This window comes from Pseudofrankia inefficax, from assembly GCF_000166135.1.
Classification (GTDB): Bacteria; Actinomycetota; Actinomycetes; order Frankiales; family Frankiaceae; genus Pseudofrankia; species Pseudofrankia inefficax.
The window spans coordinates 841572-867004 of the sequence record NC_014666.1; the positions used below are offsets into that span (position 1 = coordinate 841572).

Sequence of the window (25433 nt, forward strand, 5' to 3'; positions counted from 1 at the left end):
GCGTGGCGTCGGACTGTCCTAGGGATCAGCCACAATGGATTTCATGCCGGTGAACCCGGGGGCAGCTCCCTCCTATGACGACTTGCCGGACCAGCACAGCGTGTCGGCCCGTGGCGACCTGTCCGCCGACGGCGAGTCCGTCGCCGGTCCCGCGACGGGCGGGGGCCTGGCCGCCTCGCCGCACGCGCCGGGCCACGGCCTGCGGCTGATGGCCGTGCACGCCCACCCCGACGACGAGTCCAGCAAGGGCGCCGCCAGCATGGCGCGCTACGTCACCGAGGGCGCCGAGGTCCTCGTCGTCACCTGCACCGGGGGCGAAGCGGGCAGCATCCTCAACCCGGCGATGGACAAACCGGAGATCCGCGACCGGATCACCGAGGTCCGCCGGGAGGAGATGGAACGCGCCCGCGCGATCCTCGGTGTCCGGCAGACCTGGCTGGGCTTCCTCGACTCGGGGCTGCCCGAAGGTGACCCGCTGCCGCCGCTGCCGGAGGGATCGTTCGGCACGCTCGACCCCGAGGCCGCGGCCGGCCCGCTGGTCCGGCTGATCCGCGAGTTCCGTCCACAGGTCATCACGACCTACGACGAGAACGGCGGCTACCCGCACCCGGACCACATCATGACCCACAAGATCAGCGCGGTGGCGTTCGAGGCCGCCAGTGATCCGGAGCGCTTCCCTGAGCATGGCGTCGACGCGGGCCTGGAGCCCTGGCAGCCGCTGAAGCTCTACTACCACCTGACCTTCCACAAGGCGCGCATCCTGGCGCTGCACGACGCGATGAAGGCGCAGGGGCTCGAGTCCCCGTACGCCGAGCGGCTGGAGACCTGGATCGACCGGGCCGAGGACAGCAACCGGCTGACGACCCAGGTCGAGTGCGGGGCCTTCTTCGAGGTGCGCGACCGAGCGCTGCTGGCGCACGCGACCCAGGTCGATCCCGAGGGCCCGTGGTTCCGCGTCCCGCTCGACCTGCAGCGCGAGGCCTGGCCGACGGAGGACTACCAGCTTGCTCGCTCCCTCATCGAGGTCGGGACTCTCCCCGAGAACGACCTCTTCGCCGGGATCCGCTGACGGCCGCCTCGCCAGGTCGCGCCGTGCCGCCCGAGGTGGAATTGCCTGAGTCCGCCCGCGGTCGGTCGTGGCGTAGGGTCGAGCCGTGAACGAGGTGTTTGCGGGGCCCGTACTGGCGGCCAACGAGATCAGCGCTGGCACCGCCGGGCTGTTCGTCGTCGTGCTGCTCTGCATCGCGTCTGGCTTCATCTTCTACTTCATGTCCGGCAGCCTTAAGCGGATGCGCGGCCACGTCGAGGACGGCGACTTCGCGGCGGCCGACGCGCGCCGCCGTGCCGCGAAGTCGGGCGAGGACGAGCCGGCCGAGGTCAGCCAGGCCCAGACCGCCACCATCCCGGCCCAGTCGACGGGCGCGCCTCCGGACGCCTGACGGCCTGTCCACCGGTCGCGGCGCACGGCTCGATATTCGGTCGCACCGGTACCCTCGGAGAGAGACGATCTCGACGACGGACCAGCCGAGTGGATGCGACAACGATGACCGACAAGGCCCAGAGCGGCGCGGCCGAGGGCGCGACGACACCCTCCCCAGCGGAGACCGAGCTGCCGTTCCGCTACGGCCCGAGGCTGGCCGGCGAGATCGAGAGCCGTTGGCAGAGCTGGTGGCGGGAGCACGGCACGTTCGCCTCCCCGAACCCGATCGGCCCGCTGTCCGACGGGTTCGACGAGGTCAAGGGCCTGGACCCCTTCTTCGTCCTGGACATGTTCCCGTACCCGAGCGGCGCGGGCCTGCACGTCGGACATCCGCTGGGCTACATCGGTACCGACGTCTACGCGCGTTATCTGCGGATGACCGGCAGGCACGTGCTGCACAGCTTCGGTTATGACGCCTTCGGGCTGCCGGCCGAGCAGTACGCGATCAACACCGGCCAGCACCCGCGGGTGACCACCGAGGCCAACATCGCGAACATGCGACGCCAGCTGGGCCGGCTGGGCCTGGGCCACGACACGCGGCGCGAGATCGCCACCACCGACGTCACGTACTACCGGTGGACCCAGTGGATCTTCAAGAAGATCTTCGACAGCTGGTACGACGAGAACCTGGACCGGGCTCGCCCGATCGCCGAGCTGGTCGCCGAGTTCGAGGCGGGCACCCGGACGCCCGCCGGGACGCTGCCGTGGTCCGAGCTGGACGCGACCGAGCGCCGGAAGGCCGTCGACGGCCACCGGCTCGCCTACCTGGCCGAAGGCCTGGTCAACTGGTGCCCCGGCCTGGGCACCGTGCTGGCCAACGAGGAGGTCACCGCCGACGGCCGCAGCGACATCGGCAACTACCCGGTGTTCCGCCGCCCGCTGCGCCAGTGGACCCTGCGGATCACCGCCTACGCCGAGCGGCTGATGGCCGACCTGGACCTGGTCGACTGGCCCGACTCGATCAAGCAGATGCAGCGCAACTGGATCGGCCCCTCCGACGGCGCGCACGTCACGTTCGCGGCCTTCACGGGTGATCCCGACGGGCCGCCCAGACCCGCGCTGGCCCTGGACGTCTACACGACCCGGCCGGACACGCTGCCAGGCGCGACGTTCATGGTGCTGGCGCCCGAGCACCCGCTGGTCGACGCGCTGACCGCGTCGGAGTGGCCCACGGGCACCCCGGCGGAGTGGACCTTCAACGAAGGACGCCCTGCCGGCACCTCCGACGCCGACTGGACCCCGGCCGCCGCCGTCGCCGCCTACCAGGAGTTCGCCGGCACCCGCAGCGACCGCCAGCGCGGCGAGGAGGTCGACCGCACCGGCGTCTTCACCGGTGCGTACGCCCGCAACCCGGTCACCGGCAAGGCCATCCCGATCTTCCTGGCCGACTATGTGCTGCTGGGCTACGGCACCGGCGCCGTGATGGCCGTCCCCGCGCACGACCAGCGTGACTTCTCCTTCGCCCGCGAGTTCGGCCTGCCGACCCCGCCCGTGCTGGCCCCGAACGACGACTTCCTGGCCGAGCACGGGCTGTCGTCGAACGACTCGGTCGACGTCTGGCCGGTGGCCTTCTCCGGCGAGGGCGAGTACCTGCCCGCTCCGCCCGGAGCCCCGGTGCTGACCGGCCTGTCGAAGACCGACGCCGTGAAGGCCACCGTCTCCTGGCTGGAGGCGGCCGGCACCGGCAGGGCGGCCCGTTCCTACCGGCTGCGCGACTGGCTGTTCTCCCGGCAGCGCTACTGGGGTGAGCCGTTCCCGATCGTGTACGACGAGACCGGCCTGCCGATCGCCGTGCCCGACGACGTGCTGCCCGTCCAGCTGCCCGAGATGACGGACTTCCGCCCGACCCCGATGGCGGAGGACGACACCTCCGACCCGGTGCCGCCGCTGGCCCGCGCGTCCGACTGGACCACGGTGACCCTGGACCTGGGCGACGGCCCCAGGCAGTACCGGCGCGAGACGAACACGATGCCCCAGTGGGCCGGCTCCTGCTGGTACTACCTGCGCTACCTGGACCCGACGAACGCCGAGCGGTTCGTCGACCCCGAGATCGAGCGGTACTGGATGCCGTCCGTCGACGGGCCGGACGGCGACGGCGGCGTCGACCTGTACGTCGGCGGCGTCGAGCACGCCGTGCTGCACCTGCTGTACGCCCGGTTCTGGCACAAGGTTCTGTACGACCTGGGCCTGGTGTCGACCAGGGAGCCGTTCAAGCGGCTGTTCAACCAGGGCTACATCCAGGCCGACGCCTTCCTGGACGCCCGGGGCATGTACGTCCCGGCCGTCGAGGTCACCACCGAGGCGGACGGGACGCTGCGCTACGAGGGTGAGCCGGTCTCCCGCCGTTCCGGGAAGATGGGCAAGAGCCTGAAGAACAGTGTGACGCCAGACGAGATGTACGACGCCTACGGCGCCGACACACTGCGCGTCTACGAGATGGCGATGGGCCCGCTGGACGCCGACCGTCCCTGGCGCACCGACGACATCGTCGGCCCGCACCGGTTCCTGCAGCGGCTGTGGCGCAACCTGATCGACGAGGAGACCGGCCAGCCCCGAGTCGCCGACGCGGACCTGGACGACGAGGCGACCCGCACGCTGCACCGCACGATCCTGGCGGTGCGGGCCGACTACGCGGGGATGCGGTTCAACACCGCGGTGGCCAGGCTGATCGAGCTGACCAACTTCGTCAGCAAGCACCACTCGTCCGAGGCGAAGCGGCCGCCGCGGGCGCTGGCCGAGGCGATGGTGCTGATGCTGGCCCCGCTGGCCCCGCACATCACCGAGGAGCTGTGGACGCGGCTGGGTCACGACGGCTCGCTCGTCCGCGAGCCGTTCCCGGTCGGCGACGAGGCGCTGGCCGCCGAGTCGACGGTGACGCTGCCGGTCCAGGTCAACGGCAAGGTCCGCTTCACCCTGTCCGTCCCCGTCGGAGCCGGCGAGGACGAGGTCAAGGCGGCCCTGACGGCCCATGAGGACTACGCGAAGCACACCGACGGCAAGACGGTGAAGCGCCTGATCGTCGTCCCCGGCCGCATCATCAACATCGCCATCGCCTGAGGCGTCGGCCAGAGACGGCGCTTCACGCCTCTGGCCGATCGCCGGTGCCGACGATCGGCGTTGGCGTCGCCGTCGCCGTCGGGCGCCCTCCCATCCGGTCCCTCGGATTTCGAGGCCCGGTCCGGCCTACTCCGAGGCGACGACTTGCCCTGCGCAGACGCCGATCATCCGGCTGACTGGGCAAGCTGCTGCGCCTTGATCGCTAACTGCGCAGGATAAAGGCGGACAAATTGGTGTACCCAGCGCCGTTTTGCCTGCGCAACGAGTGATCAATGCGTCGTGCTGGGGCGCGAGGCCATCTTGATCACTGGTTGTGCAGGGGAATTTGTACCCGTGTGGGCCGGGAGTGGATGGCTGCTGGACGTGGGCATGAGGTCGGGCTTGCTGCGCTGGTCAACCGAGGCCGTCACCCGGCCGATTTCCATACCAGGTTGGCGATCAAGCCTGGCGTCGAGCCCGGTCAGGGCGCATGATCGCCAACCTGGTATGCGGATCGTCGTTTGATGACCGATTTGCGCCCTTTTTCGATACGTGGTTAGCGATCAAGCCGCGCCAGTGGCTCGATCGGCCGAGAAGATCAGCGTCTGGGTATGGAAATCGGCACTCCATCCCGAGCAGGGACCCGCGAGCGGCCTCGGAGCACGGGGGCGGGCCGAGGAGGTGGGCCGCCGGACGCGTTAGCGGCGTTGGAGTTCGTGTGGTCGTCCTGGACAAGCCGCGCCGACTGATCATCGGCGAGGCCGAGGCACATGCTCAGGGTGAGGCACGTGCTCAGGACGAGGCACGTGCTCAGGGAGATGTCGCGTCCGGTTCGGCCCGGGATGCGCCTGATCGTCCGGGTACCCCATAATTGCGCTCCCCACGAGTCGAAAGATGCCGAGTGAGCGCCGAGCCGAACGCACAGCCAACACCCCAGACCTCAGCCGCCGATGCCGTGGCCGAGCCGGAACCGCCGGCCCCGCTCTCGGCGCCGCCGACGCTCCCGGCCTGGCCGGCACCCAGCCCGCCCGCTGCACCCGGCCTGCCGGCAGCGGCCGACCCGCCGACCGCCGGGCCGCCGACCGCGGCGGATCTGGTGGCGCGCTGGGCGACTCCCGACCCCGGCCCGCCCCAGGGGAACGACCGGACCAGACTGACGAAACCCGGCGCGGCGCCCGCGCCCCACGAGGCGGTTCCACCGGGCTCGGCGCCCGCGGCCGCGGCCACCGCCCCGACCCCGGCCTGGGCCGCCCTCACGCCCGAGGCCGGCACCGGTGTCGCGGCCGTCGCCGATGTGCAGCCCGTTGCTGGAACCGCGCCCGGGGTCACGTCGGCCAGCGCTGCCGGCCCCTGGCCGACCGCGTCCGGCCAGGTCCCGGCACAGGTGCCAGCGCCACCCGCTGGCGGCCGGACGCCCTTCCCCGCGGCGGCCAGACCCGCGCGACCGGCACCGCTGGCGGCCAAGACCCCGCGAAGGCTCGTGCTTGCCGGTCTGTCGACGGCGAACGTCCTGATCTACACGGTCGTCGGCTTCATGCTCCTGGGATTGCTGTGGATCATCATCAAGGGCCCGGACGCCAGCCCCGGCAGCCCGACGGCCGCTGGCGAGCCGACGGCGACCCCGGTCGGGCCCACGGGCGCGCCGACCCCCGCGCCCGGGCAGGCCGACCCGTTCCAGCGCCTGGACCTGTCGAAATACGGCCCCGGCGAGGACGGGATCGTTCTGCCGGCAGCGGCGCCAGCCGGCGGGTTCGGCGCCGCGGAGGTGGGACGCGACCTGGACCTGTCCAAGCAACTGCTGGTGGCGGCTCTACTGGACGACCGAACGCTGGCGGGGGATCCGGCCGACTACTACCAGCTCCTCCCGCCGGATTCGGCCAAGGACATTCGGGACTGGATCGCGAGCATCCCGACCGGCAGGGGGAACTCGACGATGTTCACGATCCTGGCGCCCGGCGTATCGCTCGCCGATCCGAAAATCCCCATCGCGTCCACGATCACCTTTGACGCGGAACCCTACGAGGGGTACGAGACCCTTCAGGTGAAGACGAACCTCGCCGTCGTCTATGAGCTGCGGCGAGGCACCGACGTGCGCGTCGTCGTCCGCCAGTTCGTCCAGAACTTCACCTTCTACCACCCGCAGGACGTCGCCGACGGGGCCAGCGGCCCGTACGTCTCGAGCCCGGGTGGCGGGGGCTTCTGCCTCGACGAGTACGAGTTCGGTCGCGGGCTGATTGCCGGCGACGCCACCGAGGCGGACCCGACCTGCGCGGGGGGCGTCCTTTCGGCCACTCCGACGCCGGCCTGAGCGCGGGCGATGGAGGGCCCCGGCGCGCGGTCAGTCGGAGTCGGCGTTGCCGGCGCGGCGGGTGCGTTTGGTGTCCGAGCGCTGGCGTTTGGCGGCTAGCCGGCGCTCGACCGAGCCTTTGGACGGCTTCGTCGGGCGTCGGCTGCGGGGTGGCGGGGCCGTCGCCTCGCGCAGCAAGTCGACGAGGCGACCGAGCGCCGCCTCCCGGTTGCGTAGCTGGGCCCGCTGCTCGGACGCGGTGACGACGAGAACCCCGTCCACCAGGCGGCCATCGAGCCGGGCGAGCGCCCGGGCCCGCAGGTGCTCGGGGACAGCGGGCGACCGGGCCAGGTCGAAACGAAGCTCGACCCGGCTGTCCGCGGTGTTGACGCCCTGCCCGCCTGGGCCCGACGAACGGGAGAAGCGCCACCGCAGCTCACCGTCGGGCAGCACGAAGCCCGACCGGATCTCCCGGGAGGCCGTCTCCCGGGTCGGCCGCGGGCTCAGTTCGTCGGGCACAGGTTCATGGTGCCATCGACGCCCCGCGACCGAAACCGGATAGATCGCCCGACAGCCGGCTGGCTTGATCGTCGTTTCGGCCCTCGCATGGTCGCAAAAGGAGGCGGTTACAGCCATGCGAGGGCGAAAACGGCGATCTTGCTGGCCCCGGGGCGAGGACGGACCTGGCCGGACACGGCACTAGCTGGCCCCGCGACGGCGATCGCCCCCGTCGGCTGGGCCGGCGGGGGCGATCGTCGTGCGTGCGTCAGGGGTGGTGACGCGGGTGGGCTAGCCGTTCAGGCGCTCGACGAGGGCCTGGTGCTCGGACCAGAGCTCCGCCGGGAGATGGTCGCCGAAGGTCTGGTAGTGCTGTGGAATCAGGTCGGCCTCCTGCTTCCAGACCTCCGTGTCGAGGGTCAGCAGGGTGGTGAGGTCCGCCTCGTCGATGTCCAGGCCGTCGGTGTCGAACGCCTCGAGGGTCGGGTGCACGCCCAGCGGCGACTCGACGCCGTCCGCCTCACCCTCGAGCCGGCCGACGATCCAGGCGAGGACGCGGCTGTTCTCGCCGTACCCCGGCCACAGGAACTTGCCCTCGGGGCTCTTGCGGAACCAGTTGACGTAGTAGATCCGCGGGAGCTTCGAGGCGTCGGCCTTCTGGCCGGTGGCCAGCCAGTGACCCATGTAGTCCGCCATGTTGTAGCCGCAGAACGGCAGCATGGCGAACGGGTCGCGCCGCAGCTGGCCGATCGCGCCGGCCTGGGCCGCCGTCGTCTCCGAGGAGACGATGGAGCCGTAGAAGACCCCGCGCTGCCAGTCGGGCGCCTCGGTGACCAGCGGCACCGCGGTGGCCCGGCGGCCACCGAAGAGGATCGCCGAGATCGGCACGCCGCGCGGGTCCTCCCACTCGGCCGCGATCGTCGGGCACTGGCCGGCGGGAACGGTGAACCGGGCGTTCGGGTGGGCGGCCGGCGTCGGCGAGTCGGGCGTCCAGGAGGCGCCCTTCCAGTCGGTCAGGTGGGCCGGCTTGTCCTTCGTGAGGCCTTCCCACCAGATGTCGCCGTCGTCCGTCATCGCGACGTTCGTGTAGATGGCGTTCCCGTACAGGGTCTCGACCGCGTTCGGGTTGGTGTCAGCCCCAGTACCAGGCGCGACGCCGAAGAAGCCCGCCTCCGGGTTGACGGCGTACAGCCGGCCGTCCTCGCCGAAGCGCATCCAGCAGATGTCGTCGCCGACCGTCTCGGCCTTCCACCCGGGGATGGTCGGGATCAGCATGGCGAGGTTGGTCTTGCCGCAGGCCGACGGGAACGCGGCCGCAATGTAGTGGACCGCGCCCTCCGGGGAGGTCAGCTTGAGGATCAGCATGTGCTCCGCGAGCCAGCCCTCGTCCCGGGCCATGACCGACGCGATCCGCAGCGCGTAGCACTTCTTGCCGAGCAGGGCGTTGCCGCCGTAGCCCGAGCCGAACGACCAGATCTCCCGAGTCTCCGGGTAGTGGACGATGTACTTCGTGTCGTTGCAGGGCCACGCCACGTCGTCCTGGCCCGGCTCCAGCGGGGCACCCAGCGAGTGCACCGCCGGCACGAAGAAGCCGTCCTCGCCGAGCTGCTCCAGCGCCGGGGCGCCCATCCGGGTCATCGTCCGCATCGAGATCGCGACGTACGGCGAGTCGGTGATTTCGACGCCGAGCGCCGAGATACGCGAACCGAGCGGACCCATGCAGAACGGAACGACGTACATCGTCCGCCCGCGCATACATCCGCTGAACAGGCCGTTGAGCGTTCCGCGCATTTCTGCCGGCTCGACCCAGTTGTTTGTCGGGCCGGCGTCTTCACGCTTGGCGGAGCAGATGTAGGTGCGGTCCTCCACTCGGGCGACATCGCTCGGGTCGGAGAGTGCGAGGAAGCTGTTGGGACGTTTTTCCTCGTTCAGTTTCACCAACGTCCCGCGCTCGATGAGAAGATTGGTGAGCCGATCGAATTCTTCGGTGGAGCCATCGCACCACTCCACCTTGTCCGGCTGAGTGAGTTCGGCGATCTCGCGCACCCAGGCGAGCAGCCTGGCGTGCTTGGTCGGGGCGGCATCCAGCCCGGGAATCTGTGCCGCGGTCGTCACAGCTCACACCTCCGGTCGCGTCGAACCTGCCGCGTTCTCGCCTCGGTATACAGGTGCAGCTTGCGTGTAGCTTGCGCACCCGAACGCCCCCCTGTACGGGTGGTGACAATCCACCGGTGAGCCGGCGCTGACCGCCGGTGCAGTGTCCGCCAGTACCGTGTCCACCAGTACTGTGTCCGCCCGTACAAGGGGTACGTTCGAGGCCGCGTTCAGGATCATTAGACTGTACCGCTCTTTCCGTGCGCAGTCGCGCGGTACAGCGGGGCGGAAACGTTGGTTCCATCACGCATCGGGATCGTTCGGACCCGCTGGCACGCCGGGGCGTGCGACGCTCCGGAGGCCCGCGCGGTTATCGTTCTGACGTGGTCACTCACGGAGCGACGCAACCGACCGCCGCCGGTCCGCAACCGGTCTCTGGCGACAACCGCCCTGATGGCAACACAGCCGACATCCGGGCCCACCCACGTGACCTGGTGCGACCGCGCATGCGGGGATGGCTACATGCCGGAGCTTTTCCGGTAAGCGTGGCACTTGGCGTGGTGGCCGTAGCGCTGCCGACGACCTTGGGGGCCCGGCTCGCCGTCGGGGTTTACGCGATCAGTATTGCGGCGCTCTTCGGGACTAGCGCCCTCTACCACCGGACCCTGTGGTCCACCACCCGGGCGCGGGCGCTGATGAAGCGCCTCGACCATTCGATGATCTTCGTTTTCATCGCGGGTACCTACACGCCCTTCGCGTTGCTGGCGATGCCGCGCCACATCGCCCAGCCGATCCTGATCGTGGTGTGGTCCGGGGCGACCCTCGGTGTGCTGCTGCGGATGCTGTGGCTGCACTCGCCGCGCTACCTGACCGTGCCGCTCTACATCGCGCTCGGCTGGGTGGGGGTGTTCGTCTTCCCCGAGGTCGCGCACACCGCCGGGGTCGCGACGCTGACGCTGCTGCTCGCCGGTGGTGTCTGCTACAGCGTCGGCGCGATCGTCTACGCCATGCGCCGGCCCGACCCGGCGCCCAAGATCTTCGGCTACCACGAGGTGTTCCACGCCTTCACGCTCGTGGCCGCCTGCTGCCACTACATCGCGCTCATGCTGGCCGTCTACCGGTGACGACCGCCCGGTAGGGCCCCGCCCCGGCGCCGGGGCGGGGCGCTCGCGCGGATCCCGGGTGGCGTCAGCCGTGGGACACCGCTGCCCGGGAGGGTTCAGGCGCCCCATAGCGTCAAAGAACCCCATAGCGTCAGAGAACGCGGACCGGCTCCGTGACCCGAGAAGGAGTTTTCCGTGGCGAACAGGCTTGCCGACCAGACGTCCCCGTACCTGCTCCAGCACGCGGACAACCCCGTCGACTGGTGGCCGTGGGAGCCGGCGGCGTTCGACGAGGCGGCCCGCCGCGGCGTCCCGGTGCTGCTGTCGGTCGGCTACGCGTCCTGCCACTGGTGCCACGTCATGGCGCACGAGTCGTTCGAGGACGAGGCCACCGCGGCCTTCATGAACGAGCATTTCGTCAACATCAAGGTCGACCGCGAGGAGCGCCCGGACGTCGACGCCGTCTACATGGACGTCACCGTCGCGCTCACCGGGCACGGTGGCTGGCCCATGACGGTCTTCCTGACCCCGGCCGGCGAGCCGTTCTTCGCCGGGACCTACTTCCCGCCCCAGGGCCGTCCGGGCATGCCGGCCTTCAGCCAGGTGCTCCAGGCCCTCTCGGAGGCCTGGGTCACCCGCAGGGACGAGATCGAGTCCTCCGGCGCGGACATCGCCCGCAAGCTCGCCGAGGCCGCCGAGTCGCCGGTCGGCGGGCGGGCGGGCACCCGGCTCGACGCCGACCTGCTCGACCGTGCCGTCGACCAGCTCGCCGGCCGGTTCGACCCGCGCAACGGCGGCTTCGGCGCGGCGCCGAAGTTCCCGCCGTCGATGGTCGCCGAGCTGCTGCTTCGCCACCACGCGCGCTCCGGCGACGCCCGGGCCCTGGACCTGGTCGCGCTCACCTGCGAGCGGATGGCCCGCGGCGGCATCTACGACCAGCTGGCCGGCGGCTTCGCCCGCTACAGCGTCGACGCGACGTGGACCGTTCCGCACTTCGAGAAGATGCTCTACGACAACGCCCAGCTGCTGCGCGTCTACCTGCACCTGTGGCGGGCGACCGGCAGCGGGCTCGCGGCCCGGGTGGTGCGCGAGACGGCCGAGTTCCTGCTGGCGGACCTGCGCACCGCCGAGGGCGGCTTCGCCTCGGCCCTCGACGCCGACGCGGTACCGCCCGCCGCCCCGGATGGCCCCGGCGGCGCCGAGAGCGGCCCCGGAGACGAGCACGGGAGTCACCCCGTCGAGGGCGCCAGCTACGTGTGGACCCCGGCGCAGCTGGCCGCGGTCCTCGCGCCGGACGACGCGGCCTGGGCGGCCGAGCTGTTCGCGGTGACCCCGGAGGGCACGTTCGAGCACGGCTCGTCGGTGCTCCAGCTGCCCGCGGACCCCGCCGACCCGGCACGGCTCGCCCGGGTCCGCGACGAGCTCGCCGCCGCCCGCGCGCTGCGGCCCCAGCCGGCCCGCGATGACAAGGTCGTCGCCAGCTGGAACGGCCTGGCGATCGCGGCCCTCGCCGAGGCGGGCGCGCTGTTCGAGGTGCCGGCCTGGATCGAGGCGGCCGAGCGGGCCGCCAGCCTGCTGCGCGACGTGCACCTGGTCGACGGCCGGCTGCGCCGGACCAGCCGGCACGGCAAGGTCGGCCCGAACGCGGGCGTGCTCGACGACTACGGCAACGTCGCCGAGGGCCTGCTGGCCCTCTACCAGGTGACCGGCGAGCTGGCCTGGCTGGAGCTGGCCCGGGAGCTGCTCGACGTCGCGCGGGCCCGGTTCCGCGCCCCCGACGGGGGTTTCTACGACACCGCCGACGACGCGGAGACGCTGCTGCGCCGGCCCCGGGAGATCTCCGACTCGCCGACGCCGTCCGGCCAGTCGGCGTTCGCCGGCGCGCTGCTGACGTACGCGGCGCTGACCGGCTCGGCCGACCACCGCGAGGACGCGGAGGCCACGGTCGGCCTGCTCGCCGCGCTGCTGGCCCGCGACGCGTCCTTCGCCGGCTACGCCGGGGCCGTCGCCGAGGCGCTGCTCGCCGGACCCGCGGAGGTCGCGGTCGTCGGCCGGCCCGATCTGGAGCGGCTCGCCCGGCTGGGTACGGCTCCGGGCGCGGTCGTGGTGACGGCCGGACCGCTCACCGACCACCGGCCCGAGCCCGGCGTCTACGTCTGCCAGCACTTCGTCTGCGAGCGGCCGGCCCGCACCGAGGATGAGGTCCGCCGTTTGCTGGGTGTCAAGCTAGCCGCGGGTTCTGATCACTCGGCGTGATGGTGTGCCCCGCCCGGTCGCGATCGGGACCGGGCCCGGAAGTGCGCTCGATGGTCACCCTGTGATCGGATCATGATCTCTGGGTGATCGTCGGGTGGCCGAACTCACGGTGACGATTGCGCGAGGCCCTCGCTCGACTGGCGGCCGGCCTCGCGACCGGCACGTTCACTACGGCTGCGTACCGTGACGATCTGGGTCCGAAGCGGGCCTGACGGGGGCCCGGTGCCTATCCCGGTCACAGAAGGCGTTGACGTACGTTCGCCACGTGTTCGGCGAAGTGGGTCGCCAACCCACCTACCTGCGGCTACCGTGATGCCTCGACGTCTCAAATCGTGGTCCGGCGTAGGGCTGGACCGCTGGGGAGGCCCCTCGGTGCCGCTTTCGCGACAACGCCAGGAGGCCGGGACCCGGCCCCTGTGGGGCCGTATCCCGGACAACTCCGAGTAAGCGGGTGGGCGTGTGCCACGAACGCATGTCGTCGACACAAGCGTGCTGCTGTCTGACCCTCGCGCGCTGCTGCGATTCGCGGAGCACAACGTCGTGCTCCCCCTGGTCGTAATAGGGGAGCTGGAGGCAAAGAGGAACCACCCCGAGCTGGGCTGGTTCGCCCGGGAGGCCCTGCGCATCCTGGACGACCTGCGCATCCGGCACGGGCGTCTCGATCACCCACTGCCCCTCGAGGGCGGCGGAACGCTGCGGGTAGAACTCAACCACACCGACCCGACGGTGCTGCCCCCGGGGTTCCGGGTTGGCGACAACGACTCCCGGATCCTGTCGGTCGCGCTCAACCTGGCGGCTGAGGGCGACGACGTGGTGCTGGTCAGCAAGGACATGCCGCTACGGGTGAAGGCCTCCGTCCTCGGCCTGCAGGCCGAGGAGTACCGGGCGCTGCAGCCCGTGGACACCGGCTGGGGCGGCATGGCCGAGCTCAGCGTGGGCCAGGAGGAGCTCGACCGGCTGTACGCGGGTGAGCACCTCATGCTGACGGAGGCGGCCGACCTGCCCTGTCACACGGGCCTGGTGCTGACGTCGTCCGGCGGCAGCGCCTCGGCGCTCGGCCGGATCTGCGCCGACAAGACGGTCCGGCTGGTGCGCGGCGACCGGGAGGCGTTCGGGCTGCACGGCCGCAGCGCCGAGCAGCGGGTCGCCCTCGACCTGCTGGCCGACCCGGAGATCGGGATCGTCTCGCTCGGCGGGCGCGCCGGCACCGGCAAGTCGGCGCTGGCGTTGTGCGCGGGCCTGGAGGCGGTGATGGAGCGCCGGGCGCACCGCAAGGTCGTGGTCTTCCGGCCGCTCTACGCCGTCGGCGGCCAGGATCTCGGGTACCTGCCCGGCAGCGAGAACGAGAAGATGGCGCCCTGGGCCCAGGCTGTCTACGACACCCTGGGCGCCCTCGTCTCCGAGGACGTGATCGACCACGTCGTCGAGCGCGGCATGCTCGAGGTCCTGCCGCTGACGCACATCCGCGGCCGTTCGCTGCACGACTCCTTCGTGATCGTCGACGAGGCACAGTCGTTGGAGCGCGGCGTGCTGCTGACCGTGCTGTCCCGGTTGGGCGCCGGGTCGCGGGTCGTGCTCACCCACGACGTGGCCCAGCGGGACAACCTGCGGGTCGGCCGGCATGACGGCGTCGCGTCGGTGATCGAGACCCTCAAGGGCCACCCGCTGTTCGCGCACATCACGCTCACCCGGTCCGAGCGTTCCCCGATCGCGGCTCTCGTGACGACGATGCTGGAGGACCTCGTCCTGTAGGCCGGCGGCACCTACGCGAGGGGTGGTTCGTTCCTGGGGAACGGACCACCCCTTCGCGCTGTTGTGCGGGGTGAATCTCGCCCTGGCCTTCCGGCCTTCTGGCCGAGGGCGGGCCTGTTACCGGAGGTGGTTCACATGCTGTTCGGACGGCGCGCGGCGACCATGGTCTCGCCCGAGCAGGCGCTGCCCGGGCACGAGCGGCGGCTCTACGGCGTACCTGAGCGGCACGCGGTGCTCGGCACCCCGCTCGAGGGCCCATTCCCCGAGGGCCTGGCGGTCGCCGTGTTCGGCCTCGGCTGTTTCTGGGGCGCGGAGCGCAAGTTCTGGGAGACCCCGGGCGTCTACTCCACGGCCGTCGGTTACGCCGGCGGCTTCTCGCCGAACCCGACCTATGAGGAGACCTGTTCCGGCCAGACCGGGCACACCGAGGCCGTCCAGGTCGTCTACGACCCGGCCCAGGTCTCCTACGACAAGCTGCTGTCGGTCTTCTGGGAGTCCCACGACCCGACCCAGGGGATGCGCCAGGGCAACGACGTCGGCAGCCAGTACCGCTCGGCGATCTACACCTACTCCGACGAGCAGGCCGCCGCGGCCGCCCGCGGCCGCGACGCCTACCAGCAGCGGCTGACGGCGGCGGGCCATGGCGAGATCACCACCGAGATCGCGCCGGCCGGGCCGTTCTACTACGCCGAGGACTACCACCAGCAGTACCTGCACAAGGTCCCGAACGGCTACTGCGGCCTCGGCGGCACCGGCGTCAGCTGCCCGGTCGGCCTCGCGGCGGCCGAGGGCTGAGCCCCGGCACCAGAGCCTGACCCGAACGAAGATCTGGGGTGTCCGCGGTCGTCACGGCGACCGCGGACACCCCAGAGCCTTTTGGGCAGGGCACGGGCCGCGACGGTTGGACCGTGGAGTTCCGGCGTCAGCTCAGCTGCCAGAGCTGGATGCTCTGGTCCAGGTTGGGGCCGGCGTTGGCCACGGCGAGGGTGTGGCTGTCAGCGGAGATCGTCACCGAGGTCACCTGGTCGGTGGGGTTGGTCGACGGCTGGCGCAGGGACGTGGGGTGCGCGGGGTCGGCGACGTTCCAGAGATGGACTGTGCCGTCGCGGCTGCCCGCGGCGAGCGTGCGGCCGTCGCGGGAGATCGCCACCGCGGTGACGCCCTCGTCGAGCCCCGCGACGAGCTGACCGAGAGGTGCGGGGTGGGCGGGGTCGGTGACGTTCCACAGGTGGACCTCGCTGTCGTCGCCTCCGGCGGCGAGCGTATGGCTGTCGGGGGAGATCACCACCGAGGTCACACCGCCGACCGGGACGCTGAGCGGGTTGCCGAGGAGCGCGGGGTGGTCGGGGTCGGTGATGGACCACAGGTGGACGGTGCCGCCGACACTTCCAGCCGCGAGGATCCGGCCGTTCGGGGAGATCGCCACCGAGGTCACCGTGTTGCTGGGGCCGGTGAGAGTGGTGACGGCGGTGGCATGCGCCGGATCGGTGATGTCCCAGACGTGGACCGTGCCGTCGTCGCTGCCGGCGACGAGGGTGCGGCCGTTGGGGGAGAGGACCACGGAGGTCACCGGCTCGGTGGTGTCGGTCAGGAGCTGGCCGAGGGGCGTGGGCTGGGCGGGGTTGGTGAGATTCCACAGGCGCACCGACCCGTCGCGGCTGCCCGCCGCGAGAGTCCGGCCGTCGTGAGACATCGCCACCGACGACACCCTGTCGGTGGAGCCGGTGAGGACAGGGATGACCTCGGCGGGGTGGGCCGGATCGGTGATGTTCCACAGGTAGACAAAATCTCCGCTGCTGGCGGCAAGCGTGCGGCTGTCGGGGGTGACATCCATCGAGGTCACCGGGTCCATCGGCCGGACGAGGGGCGCACCGAGTGGCGTGGCTTCGGCGAGGTCGTGCCCGGAGTCGCCACCGGCGAGCACGACAGCGGTGGGGACGGTGACCGCGACGACGACGGCAGCGGCCGCGGCGGCAAGGCCGCGCCAGCGGCGGCGCCACCAGGGCACCCCTGGGGACGAGCCCACCGGTCCTGCCGTCGTCACAGGTCCGGCTGGCCTCGGTGGCCACAGGTCAGGACGGACCTGGGTCATCGCGGTCGCGGTGAGCGACGGGGCGGCCCGAACGGGAGGTGGACCGTCTACAGGCGGCGGCGAGGACGCGCTGTCGGCCGGTAGTGGACGATCGGCCGGGGCTGCCGGGGCTGCCGGGGCTGCCGGGGCTGCCGGGGCTGCCGGGGCTGCCGGGGCTGCCGGGGCTGCCGGGGCTGCCGGGGCTGCCGGGGCTGCCGGGGCTGCCGACGGCCGGGTGCCCGGGTCGTCGCGTTCGGGGGTTGCCTTTCCGGCGGTCTCGGTCGCCTGGGCACCGGGGATGGGCCCGAGCGTCGGTGCGGGCGCCGGCCCGGCGCCGGACAGGGCGTCGACGAGCTGGTCCGCGGTGGGCCGGTCAGCGGGGTCCTTCGCCAGGGCGCGGGCGGCGAGGTGGCGCAGAGAATCGGGAAGGGGCCCCGGGTCGGGGGTCTCGTCGACGATCTGCCGCATGATCGTGTGAATGGTGCCGCCGTCGAAAGGGACGCGGCCGGTGGCGGCGAACAGCAGGATCGCGGCCCAGGCGTGGATGTCGGTGGCCGGGGTGATGTCCCCGTTGAGGACCTGCTCGGGCGCCATGAAGGCAGGCGTGCCGATCGCGCCCTGCGTCGCCATGGTGGTCGCGTCGAGTGCGCGGGCGATCCCGAAGTCGATCACCCGGGCGCCGAACGGCGAGAGCATGATGTTCGAGGGCTTGAGGTCGCGGTGGATGACTCCGGCCGCGTGGATCGCGCGCAGCGCCTCGGCGACGGCCCTGGCGAGCCAGACCAGGTCGGTCGGGGACACGGGCCCGTACTCCCTGACCCGGGCGGTGAGCGTCGGGCCCTGGATGTACTGGGTGACCAGGTAGGGCCTGCTGCCGGCCGTATCGACGTCGACAACGGCCGCGGTGTAGGCGTCGTGCACCCGCTGGGCGGCTCGCGCCTCATGCTCGAACCGGGCCCGGAACTCAGGGATACCCGCCAGATCTCCCCGGATCACCTTGATCGCGACCAGTGGAGCGTCGCGGGTGCCGTCCGCGGCGCCATCCCGACGCCCCAGGTAGACGCTGCCCATACCGCCATGGCCCAGTCGGCCCAGCAGGGCATAGGGGCCAAGCCGAACCGGGTCGAACTCGTCGAGCGGCGCGACTCCCGCCGGCACCTCGACCATGCCAACCCCCCGGTGCGGAAGACCACGCCCGACTCGATCCGCCGAAGGGAGTAAACCTCCCGAGCCGGGTTATATCGCACCGATCGCGCAACTGGCCGGCTCGCCCGGCCGCCCCTTCCCCCGCCCGGCTCCGGCGAGGCCACTCCCGCCAGCCGAGGGAGAATGTGCCGGTTCCTCGTCGTGGCTTGGCGGCGAAAGTCGTGAGACGCTGGCTACGCTTGCCGTGAAGGATCAAGCTGGTTTCGCGCGCTCTGGGAGGTGCGTCATCACCGCGGAGATGATCGCTCCGGCCTGGATGCACGAGCAGATCACGGCCGAGCAGTACGACTCGTGGTCCGAGGAGCAGTGCGCGGGCATCGAGGTCGTGGACGGGATGGTCGTCGTGGTCCCCAGCGCGTCCAGGCGGCACAACCGGCTGGCCAAGACGGTGGCGATCGCCCTGGAGGCGGCTGGTGCTCCGGACTGGTTCGCGGATCTGGATTTCGACGTCCGGCTCCAGGACCTGCCGTTGATCAACCGCCGTCCGGACGTCATCGTGTACCGGGCGAGCACGATCGACATCATGCCGGCTCGTCCTGAGCACATCCTGCTGGTGGTGGAGATCGTTTCTCCGGGCTCCGAGACCACCGACCGGCTCGTCAAGGTCCAGGAGTACGCCCGAGCCGGGATCGCGTACTACTGGCGCGTAGAACAGCCTGTCGGCGGTGTCCCGCTGGTCTACACCCACGTCCTCGACCCGGCGACCAGGACGTATCGGGATGGCGAGATCCACGCCGGGGTCGTCGCGGTGACGGCGCCGTTCGCCGTGAAGGTCGATCTCACCCAGGTCTGAGCTCCTTGACGACGCACGCTCGCTCGCGGGCCGGGCTGGAACCCTCATGGGGCTCCTGGACCAGGGCGTCGGTCACGGCCGCGGCAGGTCATCCGGGGCTGTCCGCACCTGTCCTTCGGGGGGATGTCGCGAAGGCGACGGGTGTTCCCACCAGCCGGTTCTCTGATCGTCCCGGCGATGTGGTGCGCTAATGGCATGGCTGACAACCTGATCTTCCGTCTCCCGCCGAGTTTCGAGACCGTCGAGGAGGAGCGCCAGCACCGCAAGGAGCGGCTCGCGGCGGCGTTCCGCATCTTCGGCTGGTTCGGCTACGAGGAGGGGGTCGCCGGGCACATCACGGCCCGCGACCCCGAGCTGACCGACCACTTCTGGGTCAACCCCTTCGGCATCCCGTTCTCGCACATCCGGGTCAGCGACCTGATCCTGGTCAACTCGAACGGCGAGACCGTCGAGGGCCGGTACCCGGTCAACCCGACGGCGTTCGCGATCCACTCGCAGGTCCACCAGGCCCGCCCCGACGTGATCACGGCGGCGCACAGCCACGCCGTCCACGGGCGGGCGCTGTCGACGATCGGCCAGCTGATCGAGCCGATCACCCAGGACTCCTGCGCGTTCTACGAGGACCACGGCCTGTTCCCCGGATTCGGCGGGGTCGTCCTCGACCTCGACGAGGGCAAGCGGATCGCCGCGGCCCTCGGCGGCTACAAGGCTGTCATCCTGGCCAACCACGGCCTGCTGACCGTCGCGGACAGCGTCGACGCGGCTGCGTACTGGTTCATCGCGGCGGAGCGGTCGGCGCAGGTGCAGCTGCTGGCGAAGGCCGCGGGAACCGTCACCCACATCCCGCACGACGAGGCCAAGCTGACCTGCCAGCTCAACGGCAACCCCCTGACCGGCTGGCTGAACTTCCAGCCGCTCTACGACCGGATCGTCCGCCGGGAGCCTGACCTGCTCGACTGAGCGGCCGCACGCGCGACCCCGTCACCAGGGCCGTGAGGTGGCCAGATGGCATCCCTTCCCCTACGTCACACCACCGGAGCCCACGAACGCTGGAACGGTGGGAAAACTCGTGGCCGCGACCGCGACGGCGGACCACTGTGTAGGACAACGTGAACCCGAGGCTGTGCGTCTGTCCTTGTGGCGGCCCCCTGGGCCGGCGGCGGCGCGATCGATGATCTGATCGCGCCCGCCGCCCCGGGGCTGGCCCCGGCGCGACACAGAGGAAACACGACAGGGAGCCAGGGGAGCCGGGGTGGCGGGTCGGCGCAAGGAATATCGGACCTGGGAGGAGCTCAGCGGCTCCGAACGGCGCCGTGGGTTGGTGATCCTCGGCGGCGCCGGGGTCGTCGTCGTCGGCGCGGTCGTGTGGGTGTTCGGCCCGACCGGCGGTGGGAGCCCGGCCGGCGCGCCGCGGCCGGTGCTGGCCGCCGGCGTCGCGGGAGCACCCCAGGCCGCGGGCTCACCGCCGGCCGTCGGCGCGACGTCGCCGGCGCCGGATCTCAGCGGCTGGTACGCGGCGATCGCGGGCCCGCGCGGGGACGTCACGTCGGCGGAGGCGGCCGTCCGCAAGGCGATCGCCGACCTCGACGGGATGGCGCTGCAGCCAGCCTGCGTGCTGCTCGACTCGAAGGCCGTCGACGCGCAACACGCGGGTGACGTACCGGACGGGGACGAGGGCCAGGCCTGGACGACGGGCCTGACCGACTACCAGCAGGCGGCACGGTGGTGCGCCCAGCTGTTCGACGGGACGCAACTGCCTCCCGAGACGCTGCGGACCAACACGAGCGCCGCGCTCGACTCGGCGGACACCGCCTGGGCGTCCGTCGGCTCCGCCTCCGCGACACCGGTCAACGCGGCCGGGACCGTCGCGGCGGGCTCCGGCCCGACCGGGATCGCCGCCGCCTCTCCCGCTGGCTAGCCAGGCCTCCGCCGGCTAGCCAGGCCCACGGGCTCGCCGGCTAGCCAAGCCAGCGGGGGAGCGAGCCGGCCAGGCGGCCATCCGGCCGCCTGGCCGTTCCGGCCGCCTGGGCTGCCAGGCGGCCGGCCACTCAGGACGTCGGGGTCGACTCCGGCTTCGGGGTGCTGGAAGCCTTCGCCGTGGCCGCCACGGTGGCGTCGGGCGCGGTGGTCGCCCCACCGAACGGGTTGTGCAGGCTCGGGCCGATCGTGATCCCGGGCAGCAGCGACGTCGAGGTGGGCGAGGGCGTCGCGCCGGTGCCGTCGGTCGGCGTCGCGGAGCCGCTTGGCCGGATGATCGGGCCGTTGGCGCGGTCGAGCAGGGTCACCGCGGGATTCGCGGCTGTCAGGGTGCCCTGCACCGGGGCGAACAGGAACGACGCCTGCGGCAGGTAGTCGGCGTCGAGGAAGAACGCCCGCTCGATCGACTCGATCTGCACCTTCGCCTTGGTGTCACGGCCCGCGCCGACCACCCGGATCGCCCGGATCTGCTCGATGTCGTCCGCGACGGAGCCCGGCGGCAGCGCGATCGCGGTCGCGGCAGGCTCGTCGCGGCGCAGCGACCACTTGGCCACCCCGAGGTCCGACCGGTAGATCGTCGGGTTGCCGGCGAGCTTGATCCCGATGGTCACCCCGACCCAGGCGTTGTCCGTGTTCGGCGTCGTGCCCTGGGTGGACTTGCGCAGCACCAGGTAGAGGTAGGACCGCGGGTCGCCGGCGGACTTGGTCGGGTTGGCGGACGGGTCGTCCAGCGGGTCCTCGGCGGTCTTGCCCTCGCGGATCAGCTCCTGCGACATCATCCAGTACGTCCACGGATTGTTATCCATGATCGACTCTGGGGCCTCGTTCTCCGGGTCGATGTTGTCGACCACGGAGAGCGTGTAGCGCATCTGGCCGTCGGTCTTGCCACACACGTCGTTCGTCAGGCCGCACGTCTGGATCACCGGGTGGGTGCCCTCGAAGCCACCCGTGTACGGCACGGTCGACCCGTCCTGGCCACGCACCATGGCGCTGCCCGGGACGGCCTTGCCGGAGGCGTCGACCTCGACCTGGTAGACCCAGTTGATCTCGGCGCTGCGGCCCCACTGGGCCAGCATCTCCGGCACGGACGTGGCGCCGTCCTCGTCCGAGTAGACGACCGAGTACCGGTAGATGGTGTCGCCGGGCGTCGTCGACTGGGTCTCGGTGTGGAAGGCGACCATCGGCGTGTCGGTGACCGCGGTCTGGAACGGGCCGTTGATGTCGGCCGTCGCCCCCTGGCCACTGCGTCCGTAGACGATCGGCGCGAACTGCGAGGCGGTGTAGCCGGCGTCGGTCGCGGCGAGGGTGCTGAACTTCAGGTCGGTGACGTTCGCGGTCTTGGTGCCGCTGGGCGAGCGGTCGTCGTCGAACTTCACGGTCAGGGTGTGGCTGCCGGCCGTCAGGTCGCCCAGGTCGATGCTGCGCGAGGCGGCGAACTTCGTCGCGATGACCACATCGGACGTGTACTTGTTGTCCACGGAGAGCGACAGGACCGCGGACTCGCTGCCCATCGTCCCCCAGGACGCCTCCGGCGAGGCGGTCTTCATGGTCAGGATGACGTCGCCGCCGGCCGAGGAGAACGGCACCGACGTCTGCTGGCCGCGGGTGACCGAGAGGCCGACCGGCCCGGTCGGCTTCGCCTTGTGGCCGCCGCAGGCGGCGACGGTGAACGCCAGCGCGCCGACCGCCAGCCCGGCGCCGAGGTGCCGGAAGGTGGTGCCGGCTCGGCGGGCCGACCGGCCCGTCCCGCTCGCCTTCCGGCCGGGAGGTCCGCCTGGAGCGGCGAAGCCCAGATCGGTCGCACCGATCCGGGAGGTCCGCTGGGAGGTCTGCGCCGGTGTGCCGGTCACTCGTTCCGCCTTCCGCCTCCGTGGCCTGTGCGCACCGCGCTCCGTGCCTGCGCGCCGGGTCGTCCCGCGGGCGAGCCGGGTGCTTCCGGCTGGCCGCGATGGGTGCCCGGCTCGCCTCGGGCGTCGGTGCCCGTGCGGACCGCGTCTAGGGGCGCTTCGGGTCTGTCGCCCCAGTACCTCATCCTGGACTGTCCGAATCGGACGCCTTCAGCCGGCTCCTGGTCGGCTGTCCGGTCAGTCGCGAATGCCGTCGTCCGAGGCCGCGGCGGGCCTCGGAGACCGAATGCCCGGTCTGCCTGGTGGCCCGTCGTGCCAGAACTGGCGCACAGTGTCCTGATCTCCCGTCGACCTGTTACCGGGTTGGTGCGCCAGTCGTTCTCCGGTGGTTGTCCACGGCTGTTCGTAGTCCGACGGTTTCCGCGCCGACGGCCCCGTCGGCGCGGACGATGGAGTGACCTCGCCGGATGTGGCCGGTCCGGGCCGTCGGCGTGATCCACTGGGCGGTGAGCGCGGGCGCGGGTGTGCGCCAGCCTGGCGACACCTTCGAGACACCGAGGAGCGGTATTGGGCGCGGACAAGGCGGAGAAGGCCGGCGAGGCTGCCGGGACGCCGACCCGGCTGTCGAAGGCGGACGCCGACGCGGAGCTCGCCCGGCTGCAGATCGAGCTGGTCCGGATGCAGGAGTGGATCGTGCATTCCGGGCAGCGCGTCGTCGTGGTCCTGGAAGGCCGGGACACCGCGGGCAAGGGCGGCACCATCAAGCGGATCACCGAGCGGCTCAACCCGCGGCACTACCGGGTCGTCGCGCTCACCACGCCGACCGAGCGGGAGCGCGGCCAGTGGTACTTCCAGCGCTACGTCACGCATCTTCCCGCCGCCGGCGAGATCGTGTTCTTCGACCGCAGCTGGTACAACCGCGCCGGCGTCGAGCACGTGATGGGCTTCTGCACGGACGACGAGTACGAGGACTTCCTGCGTACCTGCCCGCAGCTGGAGCGGGCCTGGGTCCGGTCCGGGATCCTGCTGCTCAAGTACTGGCTGTCGGTCAGCGACGAGGAGCAGGAACGCCGGTTCCACGCCCGGATGAAGGATCCCGCCAAGCGCTGGAAGCTGTCAGAGATGGATCTTGAGGCGCGCGCCCACTGGGTCGACTACGCCGAGGCGAAGGACGAGATGTTCGCCTACACCGACCTGCGGGACACGCCGTGGTTCGTGGTCGACGCCGACGACAAGCGCACCGCGCGGCTGAACCTCATCGCCCACCTGCTCTCTCAGGTGCCCTACCAGGAGGTGCCGCGCCCGCCGGTGCGGCTGCCGCCGCGTCAGCAGCGGGCCTACAAGCGTCCGCCCATCGACAGCCAGACCTGGGTTCCCCAGCGCTACACGGTGGACTGAGCCAGGCCCGGCTGAGCCAGGCCCGACCAGGAGTTCCGTTGACCAGGCAAGTCCCGGACGAGGGGGTGTGGCGGTGCGCAAGTACGTCATCATGGGAGTTCAGGGCAGCGGTAAGGGAACGCAGGCACGGTTGCTCGCGGCCGACCTGGACCTGGTCCACATCAACGTCGGCGACATCTTTCGCTGGAACGTGCAGAACCACACCAAGATCGGTGCCCAGGTCCGGCGCGCCGTCGACAGCGGGCATCTGGTCGACGACGAACTGGTCGAGCGGGTCGTCCGGGAACGGCTCACCAACCACGACTGGAACTACGGCTTCGTCGTCGACGGCTTTCCGCGCAACGCCCGGCAGGCCGAGTTCTTCCTGGAGAGCTACGACATCGACGGCGTCATCTACCTCGACCTGACCGACGACGAGGTGGTGCGCCGGGTGCTGGCCCGGCGGCTGTGCTCCCGGTGCGGGCTGGACTACAACCTGATCGCCAGCCGGCCGAAGGTGCCCGACGTCTGCGACGTGTGCGGGGGAGCGCTGGTGGCCCGGCCGGACGACAACCCGGAGGCCCTCGCGGTGCGGCTGCGCGAGTACCACGGCAAGACGCGGCCGGTGCTTGAGATCTTCCAACGCAAGGAGTACGTGGCCGTGGTCGACGCGAGTCAGCCCGTACCGGCGGTGAACGCCGAGATCCGGGAGAGGCTGCGGCTGCCCCCGGCCGGCGTTACCAGCTGAAGCCGCCGGACGCCACGGTCCGGTCCCGGCGCGCGGGCGTGGCCGCCCCGGGCCGAAATCCGCTGCCGGTGACTTTCGGTGATTCTCGCGCTGCTATGTCCCCAATTCGGACACTATGTGTAATTAGAGCGCCTACGACGGGATCGAGCAGCACAAATCATTGAGCGATTTGATTGGTCGACGGGCCTTTGGGCTCAGATCTCGGGACCTTAGTCCCGGGTGAATCGGTTGACGATGCGTAGAGCTAACGCATTTCAACCGTAAAGTTTGCCCACAGTGTCTGGCGAACGGTGTGGATCGGGCCGACGGGCGGTACCTTCCCTCTCGTGTCGGTGACGAACAACGCAGTGGTCAGCGCCGCGCTCGGCTATGTGGAAGCCAACCCGGCCGAACTTGAAGCGGTCCGTGATCTCGTGATCCTGTCCCTGCTCGGCCCGCGGATCACCTTGCGTCACACGCTCCCGGCACACCTCGCCTGTCGCGCGGTCGTGGTCACCCCCGACTGGCACCTGCTGCAGGTGGATGACGCGGTGCGGTCCTGCTGGCAGCTTCCCGGTGGCCATATCGCCGAAGAGGACTCATCCCTCCTCGGGTCGACGCTTCGCCAGCTGCGGTGCCTCACCGGGATCGATCCCGACGCGCTGCGGCCGGAGTCGACGCTGCCGCTGGACGTCGACGCCGTCCCCGTCGAGCCGGTGCCGTCGCTCGCCGAGCCGGAGCACGTCCACTACGACTTCCGGTACCTGCTCCACCTGCCCAGCCGGGACCTCGTCGCCGGGGACGCGGGACTGCGCTGGGTCCCGGTCGACGACGTTCCTGGAAGACTGGGCACGAAGCTCCGGCGCTGCTCACGCGACGCGCCCGCGCTGCGATAGCCGCGGGGCGCCCCGGCGCGTTCGACCGGCCGA

General features: G+C 71.2%; 18 protein-coding genes. 14 read left to right on the plus strand and 4 right to left on the minus strand.

The features are described from left to right. The first annotated feature begins 208 nt into the window (after positions 1-208). From mca to FRAEUI1C_RS03340, 4 genes are all read left to right on the plus strand, one after another. Positions 209-1069 carry a mycothiol conjugate amidase Mca gene (gene mca / locus FRAEUI1C_RS03325; RefSeq protein ID WP_157735287.1) on the plus strand — a complete coding sequence of 287 codons (861 nt, stop codon included), beginning with the start codon at positions 209-211 and terminating at the stop codon, positions 1067-1069. Positions 1070-1154: 85 nt separating this feature from the next. Next, the gene (locus tag FRAEUI1C_RS03330) at positions 1155-1439 is read left to right on the plus strand and encodes a hypothetical protein (RefSeq protein ID WP_013421869.1); all 285 of its coding nucleotides are present in this window, start codon (positions 1155-1157) and stop codon (positions 1437-1439) included. 104 nt (positions 1440-1543) lie between these two features. Next, positions 1544-4537, plus strand: coding sequence for a leucine--tRNA ligase (locus FRAEUI1C_RS03335; RefSeq protein WP_013421870.1), 2994 nt, complete (start codon positions 1544-1546; stop codon positions 4535-4537). Positions 4538-5417: 880 nt separating this feature from the next. After that, the gene (locus FRAEUI1C_RS03340) at positions 5418-6824 is read left to right on the plus strand and encodes a hypothetical protein (RefSeq protein ID WP_157734796.1); all 1407 of its coding nucleotides are present in this window, start codon (positions 5418-5420) and stop codon (positions 6822-6824) included. A gap of 30 nt (positions 6825-6854) precedes the next feature. Here the strand turns inward: FRAEUI1C_RS03340 and arfB are convergent, their stop codons facing one another. Next, entirely contained in the window at positions 6855-7322 is a 468-nt protein-coding gene (arfB, locus tag FRAEUI1C_RS03345; RefSeq protein ID WP_013421872.1) for an alternative ribosome rescue aminoacyl-tRNA hydrolase ArfB, read from the minus strand. A 270-nt stretch (positions 7323-7592) separates the two neighbouring features. Continuing rightward, entirely contained in the window at positions 7593-9416 is a 1824-nt protein-coding gene (locus tag FRAEUI1C_RS03350) for a phosphoenolpyruvate carboxykinase (GTP) (RefSeq protein ID WP_013421873.1), read from the minus strand. A 485-nt stretch (positions 9417-9901) separates the two neighbouring features. Here FRAEUI1C_RS03350 and trhA point away from each other — a divergent pair, with 485 nt between their 5' ends. From trhA to msrA, 4 genes are all read left to right on the plus strand, one after another. After that, positions 9902-10519 (plus strand): PAQR family membrane homeostasis protein TrhA, encoded by a 618-nt coding sequence (gene trhA / locus FRAEUI1C_RS03355; RefSeq protein WP_041258771.1) that lies wholly within the window; start codon positions 9902-9904, stop codon positions 10517-10519. A 174-nt stretch (positions 10520-10693) separates the two neighbouring features. Further along, the gene (locus FRAEUI1C_RS03360) at positions 10694-12754 is read left to right on the plus strand and encodes a thioredoxin domain-containing protein (RefSeq protein WP_013421875.1); all 2061 of its coding nucleotides are present in this window, start codon (positions 10694-10696) and stop codon (positions 12752-12754) included. Positions 12755-13213: 459 nt separating this feature from the next. After that, on the plus strand, positions 13214-14506 hold the full coding sequence (gene phoH2 / locus FRAEUI1C_RS03365) for an RNA 5'-3' helicase PhoH2 (RefSeq protein ID WP_013421876.1): 1293 nt from the start codon (positions 13214-13216) through the stop codon (positions 14504-14506). A 135-nt stretch (positions 14507-14641) separates the two neighbouring features. Further along, positions 14642-15301, plus strand: coding sequence for a peptide-methionine (S)-S-oxide reductase MsrA (gene msrA / locus FRAEUI1C_RS03370; RefSeq protein WP_013421877.1), 660 nt, complete (start codon positions 14642-14644; stop codon positions 15299-15301). 127 nt (positions 15302-15428) lie between these two features. Here the strand turns inward: msrA and FRAEUI1C_RS39295 are convergent, their stop codons facing one another. Continuing rightward, entirely contained in the window at positions 15429-17744 is a 2316-nt protein-coding gene (locus tag FRAEUI1C_RS39295) for a WD40 repeat domain-containing serine/threonine protein kinase (protein WP_013421878.1), read from the minus strand. Positions 17745-18021: 277 nt separating this feature from the next. On the opposite strand from FRAEUI1C_RS39295, the gene FRAEUI1C_RS03395 reads away from it, so the two are divergent. The 3 genes from FRAEUI1C_RS03395 (at position 18022) to FRAEUI1C_RS03405 (ending at position 20494) form a co-directional block, all read left to right on the plus strand. Beyond that, positions 18022-18576 carry a Uma2 family endonuclease gene (locus FRAEUI1C_RS03395; protein ID WP_013421879.1) on the plus strand — a complete coding sequence of 185 codons (555 nt, stop codon included), beginning with the start codon at positions 18022-18024 and terminating at the stop codon, positions 18574-18576. A 195-nt stretch (positions 18577-18771) separates the two neighbouring features. After that, positions 18772-19536 (plus strand): class II aldolase/adducin family protein, encoded by a 765-nt coding sequence (locus FRAEUI1C_RS03400; protein WP_157734797.1) that lies wholly within the window; start codon positions 18772-18774, stop codon positions 19534-19536. Between the two features lie 292 nt (positions 19537-19828). Continuing rightward, the gene (locus FRAEUI1C_RS03405; protein WP_013421881.1) at positions 19829-20494 is read left to right on the plus strand and encodes a hypothetical protein; all 666 of its coding nucleotides are present in this window, start codon (positions 19829-19831) and stop codon (positions 20492-20494) included. Positions 20495-20624: 130 nt separating this feature from the next. Here the strand turns inward: FRAEUI1C_RS03405 and FRAEUI1C_RS03410 are convergent, their stop codons facing one another. Then, positions 20625-22403, minus strand: coding sequence for a hypothetical protein (locus tag FRAEUI1C_RS03410; RefSeq protein ID WP_013421882.1), 1779 nt, complete (start codon positions 22401-22403; stop codon positions 20625-20627). Between the two features lie 564 nt (positions 22404-22967). On the opposite strand from FRAEUI1C_RS03410, the gene ppk2 reads away from it, so the two are divergent. From ppk2 to FRAEUI1C_RS03425, 3 genes are all read left to right on the plus strand, one after another. Beyond that, on the plus strand, positions 22968-23798 hold the full coding sequence (ppk2, locus tag FRAEUI1C_RS03415) for a polyphosphate kinase 2 (protein ID WP_013421883.1): 831 nt from the start codon (positions 22968-22970) through the stop codon (positions 23796-23798). A 73-nt stretch (positions 23799-23871) separates the two neighbouring features. Beyond that, positions 23872-24525 (plus strand): adenylate kinase family protein, encoded by a 654-nt coding sequence (locus tag FRAEUI1C_RS03420; RefSeq protein ID WP_013421884.1) that lies wholly within the window; start codon positions 23872-23874, stop codon positions 24523-24525. Between the two features lie 332 nt (positions 24526-24857). Then, entirely contained in the window at positions 24858-25400 is a 543-nt protein-coding gene (locus FRAEUI1C_RS03425) for an NUDIX hydrolase (protein WP_232425282.1), read from the plus strand. Positions 25401-25433 lie beyond the last annotated feature (33 nt).

Bases quoted from the DNA above. Each gene is read 5' to 3' on its own strand.
- FRAEUI1C_RS39295 (WP_013421878.1), bottom strand. From the start codon at position 17,744: ATGGTCGAGGTGCCGGCGGGAGTCGCGCCGCTCGACGAGTTCGACCCG.
- FRAEUI1C_RS03395 (WP_013421879.1), top strand. From the start codon at position 18,022: ATGATCGCTCCGGCCTGGATGCACGAGCAGATCACGGCCGAGCAGTAC.
- FRAEUI1C_RS03335 (WP_013421870.1), top strand. From the start codon at position 1,544: ATGACCGACAAGGCCCAGAGCGGCGCGGCCGAGGGCGCGACGACACCC.
- mca (WP_157735287.1), top strand. From the start codon at position 209: ATGGCCGTGCACGCCCACCCCGACGACGAGTCCAGCAAGGGCGCCGCC.
- FRAEUI1C_RS03400 (WP_157734797.1), top strand. From the start codon at position 18,772: ATGGCTGACAACCTGATCTTCCGTCTCCCGCCGAGTTTCGAGACCGTC.
- trhA (WP_041258771.1), top strand. From the start codon at position 9,902: ATGCGGGGATGGCTACATGCCGGAGCTTTTCCGGTAAGCGTGGCACTT.
- msrA (WP_013421877.1), top strand. From the start codon at position 14,642: ATGCTGTTCGGACGGCGCGCGGCGACCATGGTCTCGCCCGAGCAGGCG.